Origin of the sequence: Amycolatopsis lurida (assembly GCF_900105055.1) — a bacterium.
GTDB lineage: Bacteria > Actinomycetota > Actinomycetes > Mycobacteriales > Pseudonocardiaceae > Amycolatopsis > Amycolatopsis lurida.
Genome location: NZ_FNTA01000004.1, coordinates 4,638,351 through 4,664,541 on the forward strand (window position 1 = coordinate 4,638,351; position 26,191 = coordinate 4,664,541).

Annotated in this window: 20 protein-coding genes; 15 read left to right on the plus strand and 5 right to left on the minus strand. The window is 67.0% G+C overall.

Going from position 1 to position 26,191, the window contains the following annotated elements; all coding sequences use genetic code 11:
* Positions 1–90: 90 nt before the first annotated feature.
* The 3 genes from BLW75_RS42410 to BLW75_RS27285 all read right to left on the minus strand — a co-directional run bounded on the left by BLW75_RS42410 (position 91) and on the right by BLW75_RS27285 (position 5,063).
* Entirely contained in the window at positions 91–2,310 is a 2,220-nt protein-coding gene (locus BLW75_RS42410) for a type IV secretion system DNA-binding domain-containing protein (RefSeq protein ID WP_143055364.1), read from the minus strand.
* A 492-nt stretch (positions 2,311–2,802) separates the two neighbouring features.
* Entirely contained in the window at positions 2,803–3,117 is a 315-nt protein-coding gene (locus tag BLW75_RS27280; protein ID WP_034309966.1) for a hypothetical protein, read from the minus strand.
* 302 nt (positions 3,118–3,419) lie between these two features.
* Entirely contained in the window at positions 3,420–5,063 is a 1,644-nt protein-coding gene (locus BLW75_RS27285; protein WP_091598431.1) for a recombinase family protein, read from the minus strand.
* A gap of 62 nt (positions 5,064–5,125) precedes the next feature.
* Between BLW75_RS27285 and BLW75_RS27290 the strand changes: the two genes are divergently transcribed.
* The 4 genes from BLW75_RS27290 (at position 5,126) to BLW75_RS27305 (ending at position 6,985) form a co-directional block, all read left to right on the plus strand.
* Positions 5,126–5,242: a DUF4244 domain-containing protein gene (locus BLW75_RS27290; RefSeq protein ID WP_091599965.1), complete on the plus strand. Its 117-nt coding sequence runs from the start codon at positions 5,126–5,128 to the stop codon at positions 5,240–5,242.
* Entirely contained in the window at positions 5,242–5,586 is a 345-nt protein-coding gene (locus tag BLW75_RS27295; protein ID WP_034309969.1) for a TadE family type IV pilus minor pilin, read from the plus strand. The genes BLW75_RS27290 and BLW75_RS27295 overlap by 1 nt, the downstream gene beginning before the upstream one ends.
* The gene (locus BLW75_RS27300) at positions 5,583–5,939 is read left to right on the plus strand and encodes an Rv3654c family TadE-like protein (RefSeq protein WP_034309972.1); all 357 of its coding nucleotides are present in this window, start codon (positions 5,583–5,585) and stop codon (positions 5,937–5,939) included. The genes BLW75_RS27295 and BLW75_RS27300 overlap by 4 nt, the downstream gene beginning before the upstream one ends.
* Before the next feature lie 419 nt (positions 5,940–6,358).
* Complete coding sequence (locus tag BLW75_RS27305) at positions 6,359–6,985, plus strand: bifunctional DNA primase/polymerase (RefSeq protein WP_034309975.1); 627 nt, start codon at positions 6,359–6,361, stop codon at positions 6,983–6,985.
* Positions 6,986–6,998: 13 nt separating this feature from the next.
* On the opposite strand, the gene BLW75_RS27310 is transcribed toward BLW75_RS27305, so the two are convergent.
* The gene (locus BLW75_RS27310) at positions 6,999–9,464 is read right to left on the minus strand and encodes a DEAD/DEAH box helicase (protein ID WP_034310298.1); all 2,466 of its coding nucleotides are present in this window, start codon (positions 9,462–9,464) and stop codon (positions 6,999–7,001) included.
* Between the two features lie 318 nt (positions 9,465–9,782).
* Between BLW75_RS27310 and BLW75_RS27315 the strand changes: the two genes are divergently transcribed.
* The 4 genes from BLW75_RS27315 to BLW75_RS27330 all read left to right on the plus strand — a co-directional run bounded on the left by BLW75_RS27315 (position 9,783) and on the right by BLW75_RS27330 (position 14,099).
* Positions 9,783–12,077 carry a sodium-translocating pyrophosphatase gene (locus tag BLW75_RS27315; protein ID WP_034309976.1) on the plus strand — a complete coding sequence of 765 codons (2,295 nt, stop codon included), beginning with the start codon at positions 9,783–9,785 and terminating at the stop codon, positions 12,075–12,077.
* A gap of 115 nt (positions 12,078–12,192) precedes the next feature.
* A complete protein-coding gene (locus BLW75_RS27320) occupies positions 12,193–12,744 on the plus strand; it encodes a hypothetical protein (protein WP_241783499.1) in 552 nt (183 codons plus the stop codon).
* Positions 12,745–12,835: 91 nt separating this feature from the next.
* The gene (locus BLW75_RS27325) at positions 12,836–13,420 is read left to right on the plus strand and encodes a hypothetical protein (RefSeq protein ID WP_034309978.1); all 585 of its coding nucleotides are present in this window, start codon (positions 12,836–12,838) and stop codon (positions 13,418–13,420) included.
* Between the two features lie 34 nt (positions 13,421–13,454).
* Entirely contained in the window at positions 13,455–14,099 is a 645-nt protein-coding gene (locus tag BLW75_RS27330; RefSeq protein WP_034309981.1) for a hypothetical protein, read from the plus strand.
* Positions 14,100–14,491: 392 nt separating this feature from the next.
* On the opposite strand, the gene BLW75_RS27335 is transcribed toward BLW75_RS27330, so the two are convergent.
* Positions 14,492–15,304: a S1 family peptidase gene (locus tag BLW75_RS27335; protein WP_034309983.1), complete on the minus strand. Its 813-nt coding sequence runs from the start codon at positions 15,302–15,304 to the stop codon at positions 14,492–14,494.
* 269 nt (positions 15,305–15,573) lie between these two features.
* Here BLW75_RS27335 and topA point away from each other — a divergent pair, with 269 nt between their 5' ends.
* From topA to BLW75_RS27375, 7 genes are all read left to right on the plus strand, one after another.
* Entirely contained in the window at positions 15,574–18,471 is a 2,898-nt protein-coding gene (topA, locus tag BLW75_RS27340; protein ID WP_198935709.1) for a type I DNA topoisomerase, read from the plus strand.
* A 595-nt stretch (positions 18,472–19,066) separates the two neighbouring features.
* Entirely contained in the window at positions 19,067–19,858 is a 792-nt protein-coding gene (locus tag BLW75_RS27350) for an ESX secretion-associated protein EspG (protein ID WP_034309984.1), read from the plus strand.
* Complete coding sequence (locus tag BLW75_RS27355) at positions 19,851–20,624, plus strand: ESX secretion-associated protein EspG (protein WP_034309987.1); 774 nt, start codon at positions 19,851–19,853, stop codon at positions 20,622–20,624. Before BLW75_RS27350 ends, BLW75_RS27355 begins: the two co-directional genes overlap by 8 nt.
* Before the next feature lie 20 nt (positions 20,625–20,644).
* The gene (locus tag BLW75_RS27360; RefSeq protein WP_034309989.1) at positions 20,645–21,865 is read left to right on the plus strand and encodes a hypothetical protein; all 1,221 of its coding nucleotides are present in this window, start codon (positions 20,645–20,647) and stop codon (positions 21,863–21,865) included.
* A 13-nt stretch (positions 21,866–21,878) separates the two neighbouring features.
* Positions 21,879–22,484 (plus strand): hypothetical protein, encoded by a 606-nt coding sequence (locus BLW75_RS27365; RefSeq protein ID WP_241783501.1) that lies wholly within the window; start codon positions 21,879–21,881, stop codon positions 22,482–22,484.
* Between the two features lie 146 nt (positions 22,485–22,630).
* Positions 22,631–24,685 carry a bifunctional MFS transporter/dTMP kinase gene (locus BLW75_RS27370; protein WP_034309993.1) on the plus strand — a complete coding sequence of 685 codons (2,055 nt, stop codon included), beginning with the start codon at positions 22,631–22,633 and terminating at the stop codon, positions 24,683–24,685.
* Complete coding sequence (locus tag BLW75_RS27375; RefSeq protein ID WP_034309997.1) at positions 24,682–25,890, plus strand: DNA polymerase III subunit delta'; 1,209 nt, start codon at positions 24,682–24,684, stop codon at positions 25,888–25,890. Before BLW75_RS27370 ends, BLW75_RS27375 begins: the two co-directional genes overlap by 4 nt.
* Positions 25,891–26,191: the final 301 nt, after the last annotated feature.

Consider the following 26,191-nt stretch of genomic DNA (forward strand, 5'->3'; position numbering starts at 1 on the left):
TCACTGGCGGTAGCGACGAGTTAACAGAGTCGGAGCAGCCATGTCGGCCGACACGATGAGAAGGCCGACGCGAACGTTGAAGGCCCGCCATCATGCGGCCTCCCGCGAGATTTGGCCGATCGGACCACGCGGGGGGTCGCCACCTCGCCACCGCTGTTGAAGGGCGGCATCGACGGCCGCGCCATCGGCGCCGTAGGTCTGCTGGCTTGCGTGACGTACTTCACTCCGGCTCGTCGCGGAGTGCGGTAAGCGGTTGGTGCGGACGATGAACGGCTCGCTGAGCTGGTGGTCAACCAGCAGTCGTACGTACGCCTCGAAACCGCCAAGAAGTTCCAGATCACGGGTGGTCAGTCCGCCGCCAAGGACTCTCGCCAAGGTGGCGCTGTCGTCTGAACTTGGCCGGAAGACGACCCGTGAGCGAGCGTTGGCGAGGATCGCCGCGTGCAGCTTTGCCGGAAGCTGAGTCAGGTGTTGGTGGGCAACTGTCAGTGAAACACCCAGGCCACGGGCTTGGGCGAAGAGATCACCAAGTTCAACTGGCAGTTTCAGGTAATTCTGGACCTCGTCGATGGCCACCATCAGGGGCCGACGTTGTGAGCGTGGTTTCTTCGCTTGGCGCTGCATGGCTTGCCACAGCTGCGTGACAAGCAGCGCGCCGATGAGCTGGGCGGTTTCGCTTCCAATCACTCCCGTGTTCAGGTTCACCAACACGATGCGCCGCTCGTTGAAGAGGTCGTCAAGTTGGAACCGCGGCCGAGGTTGGCCGAGCAGGCGACGGATGGGCGTTCGACTTAAGAACGCGCGGGTCTTGTTGAGAACTGGTGCCACCACTTGGTGGCGTTCGGCCTCGGAGAGTCCGTCGTACCAAGAGAAGAAGGGCGCAAGCACTAACCCGTCGTGCACCTTGGCGAGGACGTTGCGACGGAAGGTCGCGTTCGTCAAGAACACCGGGAGGTCGGCAAAGGTGCCGTTCTCATCACGGGCCAGCGCGATCAGGCTGTGAAGAAGAACGTCGGCACTTCGAGGCCCCAAGCTGGAGCCGTAGAGTTCTCGCATCAGGTGAAGCAGGTGGTCGGCTTGTTGCTCGGCTTCACCGGGGCCGCCGGCGAGCGGGTTGATGCCGACGACCTCTGATACACCTCCAGGTTCGATAACCACCACGTCTTCACGTCGGTGCTGGGGAACATCGGCAAGGACATCGGCGACCAGGTCGCCGCGCGGTTCAATCACTAAAACGCTGTGGCCAGCCGCAACGTCGCCTCGCAGCAGTTGCGCCAGCAGCGTTGATTTGCCCGAACCAGTTGGGCCGATGACATGCAGATGATGCCTGGCCGTCGCCAGCGGCATCGACACTCGCTTGCCGCTGTCGGCCGGATGAAGGCTGACACCCAGAACCCGAAGACGCAGCGTTTGTTCTGAGAGCGTCGATGACAGGAGGACTTTGCTAGGAGCTGGATACTGACGACCGTGAACCTGGCTCAGAGAAGCCACCCCATCAACCGGCCAGCCCAACACCGCAGCCAGTTCGGCCGCGTTGAGAATGCCCGCCCAGCCGCCCGCCACGGGTACCACAAGATCGAGCTGACGAGCGCCCCGGACGGTTGGCTTGGATACCCGGAGCTCAGTGTGACTGGCGTTCGCCAGTTGAAGGGCGTCGCCCAACATGCGGACGATGGCGCTGGCAAGTTCAGGTGTACTAGCGCGAGCACCGATACGCGCTCGAACAGCGAACAAAGGTTCGGCTGCCTTGGCCCGCCACTGTCGCCGCTGATCTGGAGTTTCCGGGGTAAGCGCCACCAATCCAAGTGCCCGCGCTACGTTGAACGGCACTGGTCGGCTTTGGCGCTGCTGAGCTGGGCCAATGACCCACTGCACTACGGCCGACTCACCCTTACCAAGGGCGTTCATCACTTCCAGTAAGCCCGCCGTGACGTTGGCAGCCATGTCCACGCGCAGCGGTTGTGACAGGCCAACCGGCCGAACCTCACTTGCCAGCAGGGTCTTCGCGCGGCCGACTCTCTGACGATGAACGAGCACCAGGCCGGGAAGCTGGGCACGAAGTTGCGTTGGCAGTTCACCGGCAATTTGAGGGTCAAGGCCAAGCAGCCACCGAACTGACCCGGCCTTCGCTCGGAGTTCAAACACTGCAATGGGCGTTCTTCGGCGCCAGCCAAGCTTCGGCCGATACGCCAGCGGTTGTAATAATTTCGTTAGTTCATTGGCGCTCAGCTCGTGCGGGAAATACAACTCAAACCACGTGAGCGTCGATCGAACTCTGCCATCTATATTGCTGTTATCGTCTGCTGCCAAAACTACCCTCCTTTTCGATTAACGCTCGAAACATGAGGGATGATGTCAGGGCCACAACAAACTAACCTGAGCTGTCTTGACAGCGGTTGTGCATGAGGTGTGTAATGGCTTTACATCCCGATATTTCGAGGATGTGATGCTGAGTGAGTTAAGGTCTTCTCATTTAATGTTGCGGAGGTTCTAGCCAACCAATCGTCAACTGGAGGAGGCACACTCACTCTCTAATTGTGAAGAAAAACGCTATACTTATGCAAGCAACTTTGCTGTTTCTACAACACCGACCGGTAGGCGTCTACCTCTGGCCAGGTTGCCGTGAAACGTCACTTGGTTCGGAGGAAACGTTCCTCGTCTCCATTGGCTATTGTTGCGGATCTTGCTTATAATTCGTTGATCTTTTGTTGATATTTCCCGCAAATTTTGCAGGGTTGAGCCCGCTCTGATTTGGCCTGGGGACAAATCAGAGCGGGAAACGGGTGGATGGAACGCGGCCCGCTATGACCCGATTCGCGTACCGGGTACTCGCCCGCGTGTACCGCGCGCTTTGCTGAGGACTCCGTCCATATCGGTGCCTAGTTTGTTGAATTCGGCAAGTCGCATGTGAATGTCCCGCGTTGAACCGTCGGGCATGCGAGCTTCCAAAACAACCAGGTCGCCGATGTCTTTGAACTGAGCCAGTTCTTCGGTCAGTACATCGAGGGCTTTCGGTTGGTCAAGTTTCGGGTGCTGCCGAACGATGACCTGCGCGAACTCCTCGTCATTGCCTTCGTTGCCGGATAAGTCCGACACCTTGCGGCTAACGATCGCCACAGTTTTCTCCTATCCCGCTGCTGCCAAGAACTTCTTGGCTATCTCTATTTAGTCATGCGAGATGGGTTGTGCATATGGTAGAAATGTTTGATCGCTTGAGGTTGTCCGGGTGTGCTCAATGCTATGTGGCTTCAAGGTTGAACGCTGGTGTACGTAATGAAGATTGGAGTATAATAGAATCATAAGTGGAGATAGAAGGATGAAACCGAACTTGGAGCGCGAGGTGAAAAAGTCAACACGAAAAAGCGGGGTACCTCTAAAAGTGAGGCACCCCGCCACGATCGCCCGGCTTCAGCTGCTTGTTAATGCAGCCAGACAATCTCAACCAGATCAGGATCGAACCACCAGCCGTTCTTATTCGGCCACATCTTCCGCACCGGGCGGCCAGGGTGAATTATCACCCTCTCGACCACCAACGTAACGACACTGGCGCGCCATTCGATACTGGCAGTGTCCCATACCTCGCGTAGGCCGCTGGTTGGAACCGCCAAGCTCTTGGCTTTGGTGCTCAGTAGTTGCTTCTTCTCCGACTCGGCTGCTTCGATATCGTTCTTGATGGCCTTCATCATGACGCGGTAGTCGTCTTTGTCGTGCTCTTTTCTGGCGTACTCGGCGGCCAACTGTTCGCGGCGCACCTGGAGCTCGGCAAGGTCTTGTACCAGTTGCGCCATGCGCTCCTCGTTATCCGCCGGAGTCAGCGCGCGGAGGACTTCCGGTGAATCGAAGCGAAACAAGACTTGTTCGGTGACGTACGCCTCGACGGCATCCGCGATACGGAAAACCGTGGAACAGCCCAGACGACTGCCGTCGCGATCCCACTTCTTACAGGCGTAGCGGCGTTGGTAGACCCGTCCCTTCTTGGTGTCGTACACCTTGCCTTGGCCGTACATCTGGCCGCCGCAGTAGCTGCCCTTCTTCTCGGTGTTGCGCCAAGTGCCGCCACACTCGACGATGCCGCTCAGAAGGTAGGTACGAGCCTTCACCTGACCAACGTTCGACCAGTAGACGTTGCGACCGTTGAACACGGTGGCCATCGAGTCGTGCTCGGCGCGTGTGAAGAGGCCCGGCCACTTCGCTCGGTGACGCTCCGTGTGATGAATCCGCGTGCCGCCCGTCTCCGGGTTCTGGAGACAGGGGCAATCGGTGGGGTGGCTGGTCGGATCGAAGATGATGTAGCACTCGTTAAGCAGCGTGCGCTTGAGGCGGCCGACATCCCAACGGCCGTCACAGATCGTCACGTTGCCCTTGTGCTTGACCTTTTGGCCAGCCTTTGAAGTGGTGATGCCGCGAGCGTTCCAGTCCCGCACGATGGTGAACTGGCTGTCACCGGCCAGTGTCCGGCGCTTGCCTTCTTGGAGAACCGCGACCTCTTCGTCGATCACTTGGTACGGGTCGCGAATGTCCTTCTTCTTCACCGGGTCATACCCAATGACCAGCCCGTACCCGTAGGTACGCGGTCCACCGGCCGCCTTGCCTTCGCGTGCATCTTCGAGCTTCTTTCGCTGCACGCGTTCTTGGATGTCCTCGGCTTCACCTGTGTCGTTCACGGCCAAGCTGCGGTACATCCGTCGACCCGCTGCGGTGTTCAAGTCGCACCAGGGCGAGGCCACGTAGTAAGGACTGATTCCTGTCTGCCGAGCTGCGGCAATGACGCGCTCGGCAACGATGTTGTCGCGGGTCAAGCGTCCCGTCGTGTAGGCGAGCGGCACCTTGAACGCGCCACGTTGCCAGTCGTGCATGAACTCGTCGAACTCTTGACGCTCGCTGCCAGCGATGGCGCTGGCACTGATGTCGTTCTCGACGTAGACCTTCTGGACGATGACGCCGAGGCGCGCAGCCAAGTGGCGCGCATCTTCTTCCTGGCGCTTAACCCCTAGTGCGCGGCCTTCTCGGTCGTCACTGATCCGAACTAATATTCCGGCGGCGAGTCCTTGAACGTCGAACATTACTTTCTGTATCTCCTACATCACTAATTGTATAGGATGCACAGAAACTTGTCGAGTACGCCATCGCCACCCTGGCCGCCGCCGCGCTGGCGACCCTCCTCTACTTGGTCATCGACAGCGAACCCGTCCGCGCCGGGCTCACCGCGCTCATCGAGCGGGCCTTGTCGGTGAAGTTCTGATGCGCGGGGAGGATCGCGGCTCCGTCACGGTGGAGGCCGCGCTCGGCATCGGCGCGCTGACCTTCGTCTCGGCCCTGCTGCTCGCCGGGATCGGTGTCGCGTCCGACCATCTCCGCTGCACGGACGCGGCCCGAGAGGCCGCCAGGCTGCTCGCCCGCGGCCAGCCCGCCCGTGCCGAACAGGCCGTGCGGGAGATCGCGCCGTCCGGCGCCCGGCTGAACGTCGTCCGCGAAGGCGACACGATCACGGCCGGCGTCGAGGCCGAACCGGCCGCGGGGCTCCTGCCCGGTATCCGGCTGCGCTCCAGCGCCTTCGCCATCGCAGAGCCGGGGAGCGGGCCGTGACCGCGGACGATCGCGGTGTCGCGACCGTGTGGACCGCCTCGATCGTCGCCGTCCTGGTCGGCGCGGCGGCGTTCGCCTTCTGGATCGGCGCGGCCGTCACGACCCGGCACCGTGCCGAGGCCGCCGCGGACCTGGCGGCGCTCGCGGCGGCCTCACACGCATCGGACGGTCCGGCCGCGGCCTGCGAACGGGCGCGGCAGGTCGCCGTCCGGATGTCGGTCACGCTGCTGACCTGCCGGTGGGAACGCGGCGACGCCCTGATCGAAGTGCGCTCTGAGCCGTCAGGGCGGCCGCTGGTCACCGGACGGGCGGAGGCACGGGCCCGGGCGGGTCCGGTCGACCGGCCACCGTGACGGACGTCGCACGGTGAACGGTCGCCGGGCGGCGACCGGCCGGTAGTACGCGCGAGTAACCGCTGGGCGCGAGCAGCGGTCGTTGACGCGCGGCGAGCGGTCGAACCCATGATCAGCTCGCCGCCGAACGGCCGCCCGCCGCTCGTCCTGAGTGCCGTCACGCAGGCGGGAAGCCCAGGTCGGCTGCGACGAACGGCTCCATACCGGTCGTGCGGGCCCGTTAATCGGACGTCCGGCGTTCGGTCCGTCCGGTCGCACTACCGCGCGTTCATCGCTGAGTAACCGCCGGTTGTCGCGTGAGGTCTTCTCCCGATGTGCAACTTGCCGTTTATTGAGATGTGCGCCACTTCGAAAAGCTCGCCGAGGCCGGTGCGACCGAGACAGACACAGGACAGAGTTGACCTGAGGCAGGGACAGTAATGTTGGACGCGAATTGGCCGGACAGCTGGCGGGGCGCCTTCCGCATCGAAATGCGTGCGGAGGCGATCGGTCTCGCCTGGCGTGGCTGGCCGGTGCTCCCGGGTGCCGAGCCCGCGGCGCTCACCGCCGAGGGTGACGACCTCACCTGGCGGCGTCCGGTCCCGGCCCAGGACAACTGGCGCGAGCTGACCGAGGCCCACCCGCACGAGGTCGCCACCTGGTTCGGCGACGACACGCACAGCCTGCTCGTCGCCACCGGCACCGTGCTCGACGCCATCGAGGTCGACGACGAGCTCGGCAAGGCCGCCGCCCGCCTGCTGCGCGCCACCGGGCACCCCGCGCCGATCGTCGCGATGCCGAACGGCCGCTGGCTGTTCCTCACCACCGTCGTGGCGAGCATCCCGCGGGAACTGGCCGACCAGGCCTCGATCCAGTGGCACGGCGCGAACGGCTACATCCCGCTGCCCCCGTCGCCGTTCCAGCACGGTGTCGTGCACTGGCGGGTCAAGCCCGAGGTCTGGGGCTGGCAGCTGCCCGAGGCCGCCGAGGTGCACGACGTGCTCGTCCGTGCGCTTGCCGGCGACAAGGCCGTCACCCCGGTGGCGAGCCTCAGCACCGCCGCCTGATCAACCCACAATTTCAAGCCACCCCGTGGCCGGACACGGACCCGTGCTGACGCAAAGCCCCGAGCACGGTGTCCAGAACGGCCACCGCCCCCGCCTTGTCCAGCGGGTCGTTGCCGTTCCCGCACTTCGGCGACTGGACGCAGGACGGGCAGCCGGCCGGGCACTCGCAGGAAACGATCGCCTCCCGCGTTGCGGCCAGCCAAGGGACAATCGCGGCAAACCCGCGGTCGGCGAATCCCGCACCCCCGGGATGGCCATCGTGCACGAACACCGTCGCCTCCCCGGTGTCTTCGTGCCACGCGGTCGACACCCCGCCAATGTCCCAGCGGTCGCAAGTAGCGAACAGCGGTAGCAGGCCGATCGCCGCGTGCTCGGCGGCATGCAGGGCACCGGGGACGCGCGCCGGATCCAACTCGGCGCCCGTCCCCGGTGCTCCGCCAAGTTCCTCGGTCCCCACCCTGGAGCCTCCGGTCCCCACCGGCTCCAGAACTTCGGTCCCCGTCCGATGGCCCCCGGTCCCCACCACACCATCGGACGCGCCGAGCAGCTCGGCGGAGATCGTGTACCAGACGGCACGGGTGTGCAGGCTCTGCTCCGGCAGATCCAGCGGAGTCTGGTCCAGCACCTCACCGGACGGACGTCTCCGCAAGTAGCCGACCACTTGCGAGCTCACCGAAACCTCGCCCAGGTTCACCGTGACCCCGCCGTGCACTCGCTTCTCTTCGGTGCGCAACACGCTGATGTCGACGATCTCGCGCGGTGACGTGGACCAGTCCGGGTCCTCAGCGTGCACCAGGGCGAGCCCGGTCTCCAGATCCAGTTCGTCGACCACATAGGACGAACCCTGGTGCAGGTACACCGCGCCGGGATGGACCGCGTAACAGGCGGAACCCGGGTCGACGGTGCCGAGCATCCGGCCGGAATCGGCTTCCACCACGGCGATCTGCTCGCCACCGGAACCCCGGATGCCGACCTCGGCGTGCGGCCGGTCGCGCGAGGTCCAGTACCAGCCGCTCGGGCGGCGGCGGACGATCTTCTCCTTGACCAGATCGGCGAGCACGGCGCGTGCCGCGTCACCGCCGAAGGCCGCGACCTCCGGTTCGGTCAGTGGGAGTTCGGCGATGGCGCAGGCCAGTTGCGGCCCGAGCACATACGGATTCGACGGGTCGAGGACGGCGGCCTCCACCGGCCGGTCCAGGATCGCGGCCGGATGGTGCACGAGGTAGGTGTCCAGCGGATCGTCGCGGGCCACGAACACGACCAGAGCCGCGTCGCCCGCGCGCCCGGCCCGGCCCGCCTGTTGCCAGAACGAAGCGAGCGTCCCCGGATAGCCTGCCAGTACCACCGCGTCCAGCCCGGCGATGTCGACGCCGAGTTCGAGCGCGTTCGTCGTCGCGACGCCGAGCAACCGCCCGGACAGCAACGCCGCTTCGAGGGCGCGGCGTTCCTCCGGGAGATACCCGGATCGGTACGCGGCGACGGATTCCGCCAGCGAACCGTCCACTTCGGACAGAATCCGCCTGGCGCCGAGCGCGGTCAGCTCCGCGCCCCGCCGCGACCGGACGAAAGCCAGCGAGCGGGCGCCTTCGATGACCAGTTCGGCGAGGATCCGGGAAGCCTCGGCCCCCGCCGAACGCCGCACCGGCGCCCCGTTCTCGCCCGAGAGTTCCGACAGCAGCGGGGGTTCCCACAACGCGACCGTGCGCTCGCCGCGCGGCGAGCCGTCCTCGGTGACGGGGACACAGTCCTGTCCGGAGAGCTTCGACGCGAACGCCGCCGGGTCCGCCGTCGTCGCGGACGCGAGGACGAAGACCGGCGAAGCGCCGTAGTACGCCGCGACCCTTCGCAGCCTGCGCAGCAGCAGCGCCACATGGGAACCGAAGACACCTCGATAGCTGTGGCATTCGTCGACGACGACGAACGAGAGCCGACGGAAGAACCGGGACCAGCGCGCGTGCGACGAGAGGATCCCGCGGTGCAGCATGTCCGGGTTCGTGAACACCCAGTTCGCGTGCGCGCGGACCCAGTCCCGCTCCTCCAGCGGGGTGTCGCCGTCGAACGACGCCGGCCGTGCCTTCTTGATGTCCAAAGAGGACACCGCGCGCAACTGGTCCGCGCCGAGCGCCTTGGTCGGCGACAGGTACAGCGCCGTGGCCCGCTCGTCCTCGACGAGTGCCGAGAGCACCGGCAATTGGTATGCGAGCGACTTGCCCGAGGCGGTGCCGGTCGAGATCACGACGTGCCTGCCCCCGCGGGCCAAGGACGCGGCCTCCACCTGATGCCGCCATGGCACCTCGACTCCGTTCGCCTTCAGCGCCTCGACGACCGGACCCGCCGCCCACTCCGGCCAGTCCACGCGATCCGCCGGACGGGCCGGCAACTCGGCCACATGGGTGACCGGGTACAGCGAAGCCGGGATCCCCGCCGTCGCGCGGTCGAGAAGCCGCCGGCCCTTGCCGGATCGCACCGTGCCGTCCACCTTCGGAAGCTTGGCACAGCGCACCGACAGAAACGGTCCGCCGCCGGACGGAACAGGCACTGGAAGCGGCCCCTGATGATCGATACAGTGACCAGCCTCACAAGATTACGGAACGTACGGTGGCGGGGACGCCTTGCCGCCCGCCATCCCACTACCAATACACTCCCGCAATCCACACCGTCTGTGGCGAGCGTCATGTGAGACGTGCCTTGCAGTGCGACTAGCGTGACGTTCGGCTCAGATCCCCATGCCAACGTCGGCACGCCGGTTCCATCGGCGGATCGTCGTTGGCCAACGGCGACGTCTCCAGGAGGACGAATGTCCCGGCAGTTCCTCGCGGAGGGCGAACTCACGCTCTCCGGAGGTGGTTACACCATCGTCGGTGTGATCGCCGTGGTCGCCCTTGCCGCACTGGTCATCGGCTACGTTCTGCTCAAGGAGGTCTTGGCCGCCGGCCAGGGCACCTCCAAGATGCAGGACATCGCGAAGGCAGTGCAGGAAGGCGCGGCTGCCTATCTCAAACGGCAGCGCAACACCCTCGTGATCTTCGGGGGAATCGTGTTCGTGCTGCTCTTCGCTTTGCCGGCCGATGACTGGAACGAGAAGATCGGCAGGTCCATCTTCTTCTTGGTCGGCGCCGGATTCTCCTTCGCGATCGGCTATCTCGGCATGTGGCTGGCGACGCAGGCGAACCTTCGTGTCGCGGCCGCTTCGCGCGAGGAAGGCGGTCGCGAGAAGGCGATGCGCCTGGCCTTCCGCACCGGGGGCGTCGTCGGCATGATCACCGTCGGTCTCGGCCTGTTCGGCGCCGCGGTGGTCGTCCTGGTCTACACCGGACAGGCCCCGAAGGTGTTGGAGGGCTTCGGTTTCGGTGCCGCGCTGATCGCGATGTTCATGCGTGTCGGCGGCGGTATCTTCACGAAGGCCGCCGACGTCGGCGCGGACCTGGTCGGCAAGGTCGAGCAGGGCATCCCCGAGGACGACCCGCGTAACGCGGCCACCATCGCCGACAACGTCGGTGACAACGTGGGCGACTGCGCCGGCATGGCGGCGGACCTCTTCGAGTCGTACGCGGTCATGCTCGTCGCGGCGCTGATCCTGGGTAGCACGGCCTTCGGCGTGCACGGCCTGATCTTCCCGCTCATCGTTCCCGCCATCGGCGTGATCACCGCGGTCATCGGCGTCTACATCACCAAGGCCAAAGCGGGTGAAGGCGGTCTGGTCACGATCAACCGCTCGTTCTACATCTCCGCGGGGATTTCCGCGGTGCTCTCGACGATCGCCGCGTTCGTCTACCTGCCCGGTTCGTTCTCCGAGCTGACCAGTGGTGCCACCAACGAGTCCGGCAACCCGGCGCTGATCGCGACCATTTCGGTGATCATCGGCATCGTGCTCGCGGCGGTCATCCTCAAGCTGACCGGCTACTACACCGGCACCGAGCACAAGCCGGTCAAGGAGGTCGGCAAGTCCTCCGAAACCGGTGCGGCGACGGTGATCCTGGCCGGTATCTCGGTCGGTTTCGAGTCCGCCGTGTACACCGCGCTGGTCATCAGCGCTGCCGTGTTCGGTGCGTACCTGCTCGGTGGCGGCGTCGCGCTGTTCGCCGTGGCGCTGGCCGGTACCGGTCTGCTCACCACGGTCGGCGTCATCGTCGCGATGGACACCTTCGGCCCGATTTCGGACAACGCGCAGGGCATCGCCGAGATGTCGGGTGACGTCGACGAGGACGCGGCGCAGATCCTCACCGAGCTCGACGCGGTCGGCAACACCACCAAGGCCATCACCAAGGGCATCGCGATCGCCACGGCGGTCCTCGCGGCGACGGCGCTGTTCGGGTCCTATCAGGACGCGATCAGCAAGGCGCTGAAGTCGATCCCGGAGGCGGCCGAGGCGAGCACGAGCGCGGTGAACTTCTTCGTGAACTCGGTGGTCAGCCCGAACACCCTGGTCGGTGTGATCGTCGGTGCCGCGGTCGTGTTCCTGTTCTCCGGTCTCGCGGTCAACGCGGTGTCCCGTGCCGCCGGCGCGGTCGTCTACGAAGTGCGCCGCCAGTTCCGTGACATCCCGGGGATCATGGAGGGCACCACCCGTCCCGAGTACGGCCGGGTCGTCGACATCGTCACGCGTGACTCGCTGCGTGAGCTGACCACGCCCGGTCTGCTCGCGGTCTTCGCCCCGATCGCGGTCGGCTTCGGCCTCGGCACCGGCGCGCTCGCCGGTTACCTGGCCGGCGCGATCGCTTCCGGCACCCTGATGGCGATCTTCCTCGCCAACTCCGGTGGTGCCTGGGACAACGCGAAGAAGCTCGTGGAGGACGGAAGCCACGGCGGCAAGGGTTCGGACGCGCACGAGGCCACCATCATCGGTGACACCGTGGGTGACCCGTTCAAGGACACCGCCGGTCCGGCGATCAACCCGCTGATCAAGGTGATGAACCTGGTGTCGGTGCTGATCGCCCCGGCGGTCGTGCAGTTCTCGATCGGCGCGGACGCGAACGTCGCCGTCCGGATCGGGATTTCGTTGGTCGCCGTCGCGATCATCGTCGCCGCGATCGTCGTCTCGAAGCGGCGCGAGTCGGTTCTTTCCGACAACCCCGCGCAAGCGAAGGCGTAACTCCGAAAGTTCCGCCCGCCGGGCCCGTCACGATCTCTCGTGGCGGGCCCGGCGTCTGTCCGGCGCGGGCTAATGTCTGTGCGTCACGCCGATCCGATCCGGGGGAGTCCCTGCCATGAGGCGTTCGATCATCTTGTTCGCCGCCGTTCTCCTGCTGGCGGGCTGTGGTGGCGCGGAGCCGGCGTCCGCTCCTTCTCCTTCTTCACCCGCGCCGGTGGCCGGGAGTTCCTGGATGGACGGTTTCTGCGGTTCGCTGATCGACTTCGCCAAGATCGGCGATTTCCGGATGCCCGATTTCGAGCAGGACGACGTCGCGAGTGCGCGGAAGGTGATGGACGAGGCCTTCGGGGTGTTCGCGCCCGGTTTCGACAACGCGGTCACCGGTTTGGGGAAGCTCGGCCAGGCGCCGAGCGCGGAAGCCGACGCGGCGCGCGAGAGCATCGTCGCCGCGCTGACGCCGATCCGGGACAAGGTGCTAGCCGCGAAGGCCGCACTCGACGCGGCACCGAAGGACGACAAGGCCGCCGTGGCGGCCGCCGCGGTTTCCTTCCGGCAGATCGGATCCGACATCAACGACATGCCCGACCCGTTCCAGCAGCTGGAAACGAACGTTTCGCTGAAAACACTGGCCGCGCAGGCCCCGAACTGCAAGAAGCTGCCTTCCTGACGCTTCTTTCCGCCGCGTTGATTTGCATTGCCCCCCGGTATCGGTACCGTCGGGGGCCAGCTGGGAAGTCGTCAGGTCGGGAGGTGTTTTCGTGCGGCCGCGGTTCACCGTCCTTGCCGCGCTAGCAACAGGTATCGGACTCGGCCTCGCCGGGTGCGGGCAGCAGCCCGCGGTGACTTCCCACGCCAGACAAGAAGGTCTCGCGACGGTCAGCGCGTCGGAGGCCGACCCCGCCTCCGCTTGGACAGAGGGATACTGCGGCGCGGCAGGCGGCCTCGTCCGGACGCTGGCGACGCTGCCCAGCGTCGATCCGAGCACGCCGCAGCAGGCTTCCCGTACGTCCAGCGAGCTGTTGACCTCGGTGGTCGAAGGGCTGGATCGCACGTCCGCGGCCTTCGAGAACCTCGGTCCGGCGCCGGTCGCGGGAGGTGACTCTTCGCGCATGTCCGCCGTCGCCCAGCTCGCCGGCATCCGGGCCCGCGCCGACGACGTCCGCCTCCGCCTCGACTCCTCAAGTGACCCCGAAGCGACGAAGACGGCGCTTCGTGACGCGAGGACGTCCCTCGACGAACTAGACCGCCTCGACCTTCTCAGGGGCCTTAACGACGTCCCCCAGCTCGCCGCGGCGAGCAGCCGGATCCCGATTTGCCAGGAATTGGTCAAACAACCTCGCTGAGTCACCCGGCGATCACTGGCCATGACTCGAACTTGTGTTCTATTCTGTTCGGGTGGACGGGACGATCTCGCTCTTCTCGGCGGAGGCGAGCGGGCCGGGGCTCGCCGACCTCGCCGGTGTGCTGTGCGGGCCCGGGCGGATGACGGGTTTCGGGCGGACGGCCGCGCGGCTGTCCGCCGTGGTCGACGAGCCGTGGCGGGCGGGTGCCCTCGCCAGGGAATGCCGTCGGCGCGGCGCCGAGGCGCAGGTCTCGGCCGCCGAATGCGGACGGCCGCTCGTGAGGACACCGTTCCGCGTCGACCTGCTGCCCCTGGAGCAGCGCTGGAACCGTGGTGAAGAGAAGGTCCTGCCGGAAGGCTTCCGGCTCGACGGGGCCATGTTGAGAATGTGGGCGCTCGCGGCGGGCAGTCCCCAGGGCAACGGCTACCTGCTCGCGCTCGATCCTGAGGCGCCGGAGACGCACGAGCGGCTGATCACGGCGCTGGCCCAGCTGGGCGTGCGCCGGATCACGGCGCTGGCCCAGCTGGGCGTGCCGGCGAAGGCGCAGAAGGGCGAAGAAGCGCTGCTCCGGGTCACCGGGCGCAGGCGGCTCGCGCATGTGCTGGAGCTGATCGGAGACGCGCCGGCGGGTGCCGAGCCCGCTTGGCCGAGCCTGGTGCCCGTGGTGCGTGCGGTTTGAGGCTCGTGAGGGGTGAGGACGGTTAGGGCAACCGTGGCTTGGTGCCTGCTGCCGAGCGATTTCGCGTGCTTGGACTGCCGACTCACGTGCTCGGGGAGACGACACGTGTGTTCAGACGGACGACGCGCGTGTCTGGACGGACGACTCTCGTGAATGGACGGAGGACACATGTGCTCGGGGAGACGGCTCGCGTGATCAGGTGGACGACTCGCAGCTGAACCCGAGCACGGGAGTGCCGTCCATTCAGTCACGCTTGTCGTCCGCCTGGTCACGCGTGTCGTCCGTCGGATCACGCGAAAAGGCCGTCTGGGCACGCGCGGGCTGGACGGCACAAAGGCCTCGTGAGTGGTTAGGACGGTTCTAACCGTCCTAACCACTCACGAGGGGTGAGGTCAGGGTTTCGGAGCCCGGCAGTTCGGGTTCGACAGGTCGAGTTCACTGTGCGAGAGGCAGGAGGTCAGCTGGTAGGTCTGCTGCCCGTAGTTGATGCCCTTCCGCACGGTCACCTTCCCGGCCGCGTCGACCTCGCACGGGTTGTTCATCGTGCACCGCTGGCCGCTTTCGTTGCCGGTGTTGTTGACGCCGACGACCTTGCCCGTCGACCTCTCGACGATCGGCGACCCCGAGGTCCCGCCGATCGTCTGGCACGCCGAGGTGTACCTGATCGAGTCCTTCCAGACCCAATTCGCCTCGCGCAGCTCGTGGACGAAGCCGTCGACGTTGCAGGAGTAGATCTTCTTCCAGTAACCGGACACCACGTCCATCCCGATGCCCGCCGAAGGACGGGTCGGCGAGAGCGTCAGCGGGGCGATACCGTAGGCCGACTTGATCTTGGCGTAGCTGGTGTCGAGCTGGTAGAGCGAGACGTCGGTGTCGGTCATCGTCGCGTAGAGCAGCTTCTTCGCCTTGAGCGTGCCGAGCGAAGAGCGGCCGTCCTTGGACAGCAGGCTGAAGGTCCGCGACGACGGCTTGTCGACGATTACTTCTCCAGGGTCCGGGAAACCTTCTTGCAGGCAATGGCCGTTGGAAAGGACGAGGGCGGGGTCGTCGAGGCTCGCCTCGGGCGGTTTGACCACCGACCCGGAGCAGTTCGACAACGCCACGGTTCCGGCGAAAGTGGTCGTGGCCGCTTGCGCCGGCGCGGTGCCGACCAGTGCGGACGCGGTCAGCATGGCGAACAGCGTGCCGAGGAGTCGTCGGGTCACGTGGAGTCCTTTCGGGTCGGCGTGGACATCAAGTGAAGCGTTGGCGGGCGGGGAGCCACCACCGTCGAACGGAGGGTGTTCGCCCCGTCACGCGGGACCCCCGGCGGACGTGTCCGACATCACGTGCTAGGTGTTGAAAGGAAACATCGACGAGGTCAGCGGCGATGCGCTGGACACACGATCGGCGGCGTGTTGCACCACCTAGCCGTGGTCCGGGCGGTGCGAGCGTGCACACTGACGGGTCGAGAGGCGGCGCGAAGGCGCCGAAGATGAGCGGAGAGCAGGACAGCGTGGCAGGAGCACGGACGAAGAAGACCGCGGCGTCGGACGACGGCGCGGGCCGTCGTCGGCTGGTGATCGTCGAGTCGCCGACCAAGGCCCGCAAGATCGCCCCGTACCTCGGCGGTAACTACGTCGTGGAGTCCTCCGTCGGACACATCCGCGACCTCCCTCGCGGGGCGGCCGACGTCCCAGCCCAGTACAAGGGCGAGTCGTGGGCGCGGCTGGGTGTCGACGTCGACAACGACTTCAAGGCGCTCTACGTCGTCACGCCGGACAAGAAGTCCAAGGTCACCGAACTCAAGAGCCTGCTCAAGGACGTCGACGAGCTCTACCTCGCCACGGACCCCGACCGCGAGGGCGAAGCCATCGCGTGGCATCTGCTGGAGACCCTCAAGCCGAAGGTCCCGGTGCGCCGGATGGTCTTCCACGAGGTCACCGAGCAGGCGATCCGCGCCGCGGCCGACAGCACCCGCGAACTCGACGGAGACCTGGTCGACGCGCAGGAGACCCGCCGCATCCTGGACCGGCTCTACGGCTACGAGGTCTCGCCCGTGCTGTGGAAGAAGGTCATGCCGAAGCTTTCGGCGGGCCGCGTGCAGTCCGTCGCGACCAGGATCGTGGTCGAGCGGGAGCGCGAGCGCATGCGCTTCACCTCGGCGTCGTACTGGGACATCTCCGCCACGATGGACGCCGGAGCCGACGCGTCGCCGCGCAACTTCCCGGCCAGGATGATCGCCGTCGACGGCGCGCGACTGGCCACCGGCCGTGACTTCGGCTCCGACGGGCAGCTGAAGGCCTCCAACAACGAGATCCGCGTGCTGGCCGAGGCCGACGCGGTCCGGCTGGCCGAGGCGCTGAAGAACCGCGACTTCAAGGTCGCGAGCGTCGAGGAGAAGCCGTACACGCGGAAGCCGTACGCGCCCTTCATGACCTCGACCCTGCAGCAGGAAGCGGGCCGCAAGCTGCGGTTCACCTCCGAGCGCACCATGCGGATCGCGCAGAAGCTGTACGAGAACGGGTACATCACTTATATGCGTACCGACTCCACGACGCTGTCGGAGTCGGCGATCTCGGCGGCGCGCAGCCAGGCGACGCAGCTGTACGGCAAGGAGTACGTCTCGCCGTCGCCGCGTCAGTACACCCGCAAGGTGAAGAACGCGCAGGAGGCCCACGAGGCGATCCGTCCCTCCGGCGAGGTCTTCCGCACGCCGGGCCAGGTCGCGAAGGATCTGGACACCGACGAGTACCGCCTTTACGAGATGATCTGGCAGCGCACGATCGCGTCGCAGATGGCGGACGCGAAGGGCACCACGATGTCGGTGCGCATCGTCGGCACCGCCACCAGCGGCGAGGAGGTCACGTTCGCCTCGTCGGGCCGCACGATCACCTTCGCCGGGTTCCTGAAGGCGTACGTCGAGGCCGTCGACACCGAGAGCGGTGGCGAGGCGGACGACAAGCAGAGCCGTCTCCCGCAGCTGGTCAAGGACCAGGCGCTCACCGCGACCGAGCTGAGCCCGGACGGGCACACCACGTCGCCGCCGGCGCGGTACTCGGAGCCGAGCCTGGTCAGCAAGCTCGAAGAGCTGGGCATCGGCCGCCCGTCGACGTACGCGTCGATCATCAAGACCATCCAGGACCGCGGCTACGTGTGGAAGAAGGGTTCCGCGCTGGTGCCGTCCTGGGTCGCGTTCGCCGTGATCGGCCTGATGGAGCGGCACTTCGAGCGGCTGGTCGACTACGACTTCACCGCCGGCATGGAGGACGAGCTCGACCGCATCGCCGCCGGTGACGAGCACCGCACGCAGTGGCTGTCGAAGTTCTACTTCGGCGGCGACATGGGCGTCGACGGTTCGGTCGGCCGTCTCGGCGGGCTGAAGAAGCTGGTCGGCTCGGGCGTCGAGGACATCGACGCCCGCGAGATCAACTCGATCCCCCTGTTCACCGACGCCGACGGGCACACCGTCGTCGTGCGTGTCGGCCGCTACGGTCCGTACCTCGAGCGCGAGGTCGACGGGACGTCGCAGCGGGCGAATTTGCCCGAGGACCTGCCGCCGGACGAGCTGACCAAGGACATCGCGGAGAAGCTGTTCGCGACGCCGCAGGAAGGCCGCGTACTCGGCAAGGACCCGGTCAGCGGACACGAGATCGTGGCGAAGGAAGGCCGTTTCGGCCCGTATGTCACCGAGCTCCTGCCCGAGCCGGAGCCGCTGCCCGAAGGCGCGACGGCCGCGCAGAAGAAGGCCGCCAAGGCGAAGCAGCCGAAGCCGCGGACGGGCTCGCTGTTCAAGTCGATGTCGATCGAGACGATGACCCTCGAAGACGCGCTGAAGCTGCTTTCGCTGCCGCGCGTGGTCGGCAAGGATCCGGAATCCGGCGACGAGATCACCGCGCAGAACGGGCGTTACGGGCCGTACCTGAAGAAGGGCACGGACTCGCGTTCGCTCACGACCGAGGACCAGCTGTTCTCGATCACGCTCGAAGAGGCGCTGAAGATCTACTCGGAGCCGAAGCAGCGTGGCCGGTCCGCGACCGCGAAGCCGCCGCTGAAGGAACTGGGCGACGACCCGGTGTCCGGTAAGCCGATGGTGGTCAAGGACGGCCGCTTCGGTCCGTACGTGACCGACGGCGAGTACAACGCGACGCTTCGGAAGTCGGACAGCATCGAGGAGTTGACCGCCGAGCGCGGCGCCGAACTGTTGGCCGAGAAGCGCGCGAAGGGCCCGGCGCCCAAGCGCAAGGCTCCCGCCCGGAAGACGGCGGCGTCGAAGACGACGGCCACCAAGACGACCGCGGCCAAGAAGACCACCGCGGCCAAGTCGACCGCGACCAAGACCGCGGCGGCGAAGAAGCCCTCGACGCGCTCGACGGCCACGAAGACGAAGTAGCTCCCTTAGCGCGCTATGAACGGTCCGTTACTCGCGAAATTCGCGAGTAACGGACCGTTCATGGCATCCGGGGGCGAGGGTTTGCCCAGAATCGGCAGCACGGCATCCGAATCCCAGCGGGTGCTCCGGCGCGTCCTGGATCACTCAAGGTGGTCCAGTACGCGATCATTCGCGCCGAAAGACGTCTCTGCGCCTCGCCCGGCGACGGTTCGACCTCGCTGAGTCGTACAGCGCGATGCCGAGGGCGGGAACGGAGTCAACCGGCAGCGGGTACGACACCCGACAGGACGGTCGGGCGTTCCGGCGAGCACGAAAGACCGGCCCTCCACCGGACACCGGGTCGTAGTCGAGGGCGCCGCCGAGGAAGATGAGTTCTTCCTTGTTCGCGAGGTGGTACGAGATGAGCCCGGTGCTCGACAGTTTCGCCTGTCTCGCGATCCGAGCGGATGTCGCAAGGGTGTAGCCGATCGCCTCGATGGCCGCCGCTACTGTCTGTGTGCCTCATGCACTCTCGGTGACAGGAAACCGCTCACCGACCGCTCGCCGAACGACCTCACCCGTTCGAACAAAAGTTCTAAAAATTGTCGGTACCAGGGTGTTCAATGGTCAGGTGAGCACTTCAACGACCGCTGTCTTCGACGTCATCGACGAAGTCATCGCCCCGCTGGCCGCCGAGGTTCCGGAGCGTCCCTCGGTGATGGAGTTCTACGATCCGGAGCTCTCCGTGCCGCCGGTCCTGGCCGACGAGGAGCCGACGCCGGGGCTCACCCTGGCCGAGGAGGTGGAGCAGTACACCCGGTTCGTGAGCGGGATGGCGACCATCGGGCTGGCCCCCGGCGGTGAGGTCACGCCCGAGGCCGTCGGGCTGTACCGCGCGCTGCGCGGCGGGTTCATCCGCGGCGTGGTGACCGGGGTGTTCCCCTCGCGCGCGGAGCCGTGGGAGGTCCGGTTCTTCGGCGACGAGGACTACACGACGGTGCTGAACAAGCTCGGCAGGCGAGCGCGGCTGCGGTCCGGCTTCCTCAGCGCGCTGCCGGGCTGGGTGTTCGACGGGCTGCCCGACCATCCGCCCGGCACCGGCGAGACCGTGCGCATCGAGACGGACGCGGGCGGGCTGATCCCGTTGCGGGCGCGAGAAGCCGTCGAGGTGATCCGTGAGGGTGCTTCGCGGCCTCGGCACGGCACGGTCCTCGTCGATCTCGCGGTGCGGAACTCCATCCTCGCCGAGTATCCGCACGGCGCCTTCGGCCTGGTGGACAACGACCTCGGCCGGTACCAGTTCAGCGCGGCGATGGACGGCGACGGCCGCTGGACGCTCACCTGGGGCCCGGCCAGCCGGTCGACGGCCGAGCAATGGATCGTGAAGGCGGTGCAGAACCATGCGTGAACCGGCGACCGTGAAGGAACTGATGAGGCGCGCCGCCGAGCCGGTGCTGCGTGCCGTGCCCGAGCGGCGGAGCGTGTACCTGGGCTACGACCCGGAGATCACCGACGACGAGATCCGCCGCCTGTGCCCGTCGTACGACGAGCCGGCGGATCTCGTCACCCAGGCCGAGCGGTACGCGGCCAAGGCGGCGATGCTCGAAGAGGCCGGCCTGATCGAGAACGGCGAAATCCATCCCGCGGCGGTCCGGATGCACGGTGTGATGCTGCGGGGTTCGGTCCGAGGCGTCCTCACCGGCGTCTTCGCGTCCGCGCCCCGTTCGGTGCGCGTCGATTGCTACGGCGACGGGCATCAGGCGGTCGTCTGGCGGATGAGGTCGGGGCGGCGGACCACGTTCAGCCTGAGCGACTTCGGCGAGCTGGGTGCCCGCGTCTTCGGTGGGCTCCCGCACGTCCCCGCCGGTGAGACCGAGCCGATGCGCATCAGGATCGACGGGCACGGCGTGCCGCTGGCCGGCCAGGACGAAGAGGTCGGCCTGGTCGTGGACACGCTGAGCCGTCCGCGGACCGGCACGGCGATCCTCGACCTGGTCGCCTTCGGCGGCCTGAACGCCGAGTACCCGGACTACGGCTTCGTGATCATCGACAACGATCTGGGGAGGTTCGTTTTGTACGCCGCCCCTTCCGAAGGGTGGCTGATGTTCGGTGGAATGGACCGCCGGGCACTGGCGGGCTGGCTGCACGAGGCGGTGGACTTGAGCCGGACGTAGCCATAGACGAGGGGGCGGGCATGGACCTGGACCGGCGCGCGGCCGACGCGTGGTTCCGGCGGCGAGGGCTGCCGATGGTCATCCACCGGCGGAGGCGCGGGGCGGGCATGTTGCGCCGGTCCACGCCCGGGCTGGTGTTCCTGTGCCTGCTCGACCTGCTCCTTGCCGGGCTGCTGAAGCTGCTCGACGTCCCCGAGGACGTGCTCGCGGCCAGGATGCGCAGCAGCGGCGTCGGCTACGTCCTCGGTGTGCTGGCATTGACGTTCGCCGTGGTCGTGGTCCCGGTGATCGCCGGCCGCCTGATGGCGATGCTGCTCCGCGTGCTGAGCCGCACCAGGGTCCGGTTGGCCGTCATGGCGGCGACGATCGGCTTCTGGTTGTTCGTGCTGCCGCTCGGCGAGCGGCTCACCGGGCTGGTGTCGTGGGACAACCCGTTGTGGATCGCCGTGCTCGCCAACCTCGCCGCGCTGGGCGTGCTGATGCTGCTGGTCCGGATCGGCGTCGGTTCGATCCTGACCTGGGCGGCGCGGAGCGCGGTCGCGCAGGTCAGAGCCATCGGAACGCTGGCTTCGCGGGCGTTGCCGCTGCTCCTGCTGGTGGTGATGTTCAGCTTCTTCACCGCCGAGCTGTGGCAGGCCGTCGAAAGGCTGACTCCCGGCCGGTTGTGGCTGGTGGCGGGCTTCCTCGTCCTGATCGGCGCGGTGTTCCTGGCGTCGATGCTGTCCGACGAGATCAAGGATCTGAAGTCCTGGACCGTGGAACCCGGGGCCGCCGTCCTGCGCGGCACGCCGTTCGACGACGACACGCCTCCGCCGGACCGGCGCGCGCTGACGAAGATCGAGCGCCTGAACATCGCCTTGGTGTTGTTCTTCGCCCAAGCGGTGCAGATCGTGGCGTTCGGGGTGCTGGTGTTCGCCTTCTTCGTGGTGTTCGGGGTGCTGATCCTCACCCCGGAGGTGGTGACCGAGTTCGCCGGCCGGGAATCGGCGCCGGGAACACTGCTGGGTGTCCCCCTTCCGGTGAGTTCCGCACTCGTCAACGTCTCTGTCTTCCTCGCCGTCTTCTCCGGTCTGTACTTCGCCGCATCGACCGCGACAGATGCCCGCTACCGGCGTTCTTTCTTCGAACCTTTGCTCGAGGATGTGAAGATCAGCCTCGCGGCGCGTGACATTTATCTGGCCCATTGGGCGGATGTGCGGCGGGCCGAGGTGGTTACCCTGGAAGCAGAGGACATTCCGTAGTGAGGTGGTCACCATGAGCGGGAAGGGCGAAACCCCCTTCTTCGATGCCCCCGACTTCGTGAAAGGCGACGGCACTCAGGCAGATCCTCCGGGCGACAGGTTCGCCGACCCACTGTCCGGGCTGGTCACGACCGCCCCGGCGGCCCCGCCGCCGGGAGCCGACGACGTCCACGTGCAGGTGCCGGGACCGGTGCAGCACGACCCCGAAGTGGTGAGCAGGATGGTCAACGCGGCCATGCTCGCGGACGAGCGGCCCGCCGAAAGCCCGGGTCCCGAGCAGACCGCCGCGCAGTCGCCCCCCAAGATCGTCAGCACGGTCGGTGAGCAAGGTGCTGCGCCGATCGGGATCCTGCCCCAGCAGCGCACCTGGCCGTCGAGGCCTTCCCAGCTGATCCGCCAGCCTCGGCGCTTGAAGCAGGAAGAGCCGGTCGAGGTCGACGAAGAGGCCGAAGTCGAAGTACGGCGGGCAAAGCGCTCCATGCAGATGCCGCGGCTCGGTAAACCGTCGTCGAACACGGCGGGCGTGATGATCGCGATCGCCCTCATGATCGTCTTCGTGGTCCTCGCCATCCAGTTGCTGGCCAGCCTGTTCAACAGCATCGCGGGGATCTTCGGGTAACCCGTCCGGCGGATAGCGCCGGACGGGGCCGTCCGTCCATACCTCACCCATCGGGATACCCTGGCCGTACGGTCGGGGTACCCGGTGTTGACCCGGGTCGCACCTCGGCGCCGCGTGACTAGTGGGGTGGGCGTATCAGCGAGGGCGTGCGGTCGGTGCCCGAAGCGGGCACGGGTGATTCGGCGGAGCGTGACGCTTCGACCATGCACCGCGTGCGGCGGGTGCTGGCGATCAAGCCGTTCCGCCGGATCTGGGGTGTCTCGTACCTGTGCAGCGTCGCGGACTGGCTGAACCTCCTGACGCTGACCAGTTTGGTCACCAAACTGACTGACAGTTATGCCGCGCAGAACTTCGCGTTCGTCGGGGTCGTGCTGACCTCGCTGCTGCCGGGGCTGCTGTTCGCCCCGCTCGGTGGGCTGCTCGCCGACCGCTTCGACCGGCGCAAGGTGATGGTGCTCTGCGACCTCGGCCGATGCGGCTTCCTGCTGTCGATCGCGTTCGTCGGCACGCCGTGGTGGGTGTTCGTCGGCAACTTCCTCGTCGGCTGCTGCTCGATGATGTGGATCCCGTCGAAGGACGCTGCGGTGCCGAACCTGCTGCGCCGTCCGGACCAGGTCGAGACGGCCAACCAGCTCGGTATGGTGATGACCTACGGCCTCGCGGTGATCACCGCCGCCGGGGCGAACGCCGTGCTCACCGGTAGCAACACGACCTTCCACTTCTTCCAGGGCGACGCCCAGCTCGGCATCGCCAAGGTCGCCGTCGTCATCACCGGCCTGCTGTACCTGACCAGCGCGATCGTGATCGCGACCCGCATTCCCGAGCTGTCGCTGCGCAACGTCCATTCGGTCGCGAAACCCAAGGTCAAGGCGGCCGACGAGGAGAAGTTCGGCTTCCGGCAGATGATCGCCGACGGCGCCCGTTTCGTGCGCACGACGCCGCTGGTCCGCGGGCTGATGATCGGTGCTTTCGGCGCGTTCGCCGCCGGTGGCGCCGTGATCGGTTCCGCCAAGCCGTACTCGTCGAGCCTGCTCGCCGGTGACGCGGCGTTCAACCTGCTCGTCCTCGCCGTCTTCCTCGGGCTCGCCACCGGGATGGCGGTGGCCCCGAAGCTCGCGCGGCGGCTCGCGCACGACCGGCTGTTCGGGATCTCGATCGTCGCCGCGGGCCTGTGCCTCGTCGTGGTGGCGCTGTCGCCGCATCTCGCCGTTTCGCTGGTCGCGGTCGCCGCCGTCGGGGTCTGGGCGGGGACGGCGTTCCTGACCGGTGTCACGATCATCGGTTCGCGGATCGAGGACTCCATCCGCGGCCGGATCAACGCGATCTACCAGTCGCTGATGAAGATCGTGCTGTTCGGCTCGACGATCCTGGTGCCCGTGCTGATCAGCCTGGTGCAGCCGACCGCGATCTCCGTGTGGGGGAGCACGATCACGATCGACGGGACGCGGCCGGTGATGATCGGCGGCGGCATCCTCGCGCTGCTCGCCGGCATCTTCGCGTACCGGCAGATGGACGACCGGCGGGCCGAGCCGATCCTCGCCGACCTCCGCAACGCCCTGCGCCGCAGCCCGCGTCGCGTGAACGGGCTGCTGATCGCGCTGGAAGGTACGCGAGCGATCAACACCGAGACACAGGCCGCGCGGCTGGCCGAATGGCTGCGCGCGGGGACGCGTCCCGTCGTGCTGGCGGCCGACCCGGCGCTGGACGATCAGCGGCTCGCGAAGCTCCTCTCCGGTGCTTCGCTGTCCGGTGCGCGGGCGCAGGCGCTGGCCGCCGCCGCGGTGCGGGCGGACATCGTCGAACGGGACATCCAGCCGGCGCTCGACGCCGGGTCCGTCGTGGTGATGGAACGGTTCGTGGACTCGCCGCTGGCGCATCTGTCCGCGGTCGCCGGGCTGGACAGCCAGGAACTCGAAGGGCTCGCCGACTGGGCGACCGGCCGCTTGCGGCCCGACATCACCATCCTGCTCGACGCCGATCCCGGCACGGTGATGCGGAAGTCCGCTTCGCTGGACGCGCAGTGGCGGGTGCAGCATCTGCTCACGGAAATGGCCGCCGCCGACCCGGACCGGTACGTCGTGGTCGACGCGGAAGGCACCGAGGACGAGGTGAGCGACCGGGTGCGGACTGCGATCCGCGCGGTGCTCGTCGGCAGGCTCGCCGGGCTCGCCCCGGCGGAGGAAAAGGTCGAGGTGAGATGACGGAAGCCCCTGCGCTGATCGGTGTCTGGAAGCAGCTCGTCGGCCAGGAGCCCGCCGCGCGCACGCTTTCCACGGCGTCGGCCGCGGCCGCGCGGATCGTCGACAACCAGCCCGTCGCGCCCGGCGCGATGACGCACGCCTGGTTGGTCACCGGTCCGCCGGGTTCGGGGCGCTCGACGGCCGCGCGGGTCTTCGCGGCGGCGTTGCAGTGCGGCACCGGCACCGGATGCGGTGAATGCCCTGGCTGTCGCACCGTGCTGGCCGGGACGCACGCGGACGTCAAACTCGTCGTGCCGGAAGGCCTTTCCATCTCCGTCGCGGAAATGCGTTCCTTGGTGCAGGCCGCCGCCCGCCGCCCGACCACCGGGAAGTGGCAGGTGGTGATCATCGAGGACTCCGACAGGCTGACCGAAGGCGCGTCGAACGCGCTGCTGAAGGCCGTCGAGGAGCCGCCGGACCGCACGGTGTTCCTGTTGTGCGCGCCGTCGGATCACCCGGACGACGTGTCGGTGACCATTCGCTCGCGGTGCCGTCTGGTCACGCTGCGGACGCCGCCGCCGGAGGCGATCGCGCAGGTGCTCATGGAGCGGGACGGCATCGATCCCGAGCGCGCGCGGTGGGCCGCGTCCGTCTCCAGTGGACATGTCGGGCGCGCGCGGCGGCTCGCGACCGACGAGGCGGCCCGGCAGCGGCGGGCGACCGTGCTGCGGATCCCCCTCGGCCTGCGCCGTCCGTCCGACGTGTTCACCTGCGCCGATCAGCTGATCAGCGCCGCGGAGGCCGACGCGGGCGAGGAGAGCAAGGTTCGCGACGAGGCAGAACGTTCCGAACTCCGCACCGCGATGGGCGGTGACGGCATCGGAAAGGGCGTCGCCGGGGCGAAACGAGCCGCCGAAGCCGCCGTGAAGCAGCTCGAGAAACGCCAGAAGTCCCGCGCGACCCGAACCCAGCGGGACACTCTCGACCTCGCGCTGGTGGATCTTGCGGCGTTCTACCGGGACGTGCTCGTGACCGCGAGCGGCGCGGGCGCGACGCTGAACCACCCCGACCACGCCTCGGAAATCGCGCAGGCCGCCTCCGCCTGGGCGCCGGACTCGATCCTGCGGCGGCTCGAAGCCGTCCTGGAATGCCGCGAGGCCATCGACCTGAACGTGAAACCGAGAATCGCCGTCGAAGCCATGGTCACCACCCTGCGCCAAGGCTGACGCGTTTCACTCACGACCCCACCCCCCGCCCGTCCCAGGGGGGCGACCCCGAGTCCAGTCTACCGGGGGTGGAGGGGGAAAAGGGCTGGTCGCGGGAGTTGTCCACAGGTGGGGATGGTTGTGGACAAGTGCTGTGGGTAAGTGAAGTCGCTTCGGGTTCGCGGGGCGGCGGCGGTGGGTGTTCCCAATGTCGCATTAGGGACGCTGAGCGTCTCTAATGCGACATTGGGAACCCTCAGGCGCGGCAGTCGGGAGTGGGGTGTGTGGACACAGAGGACACTCCACCCAGACCAAAGAAAAG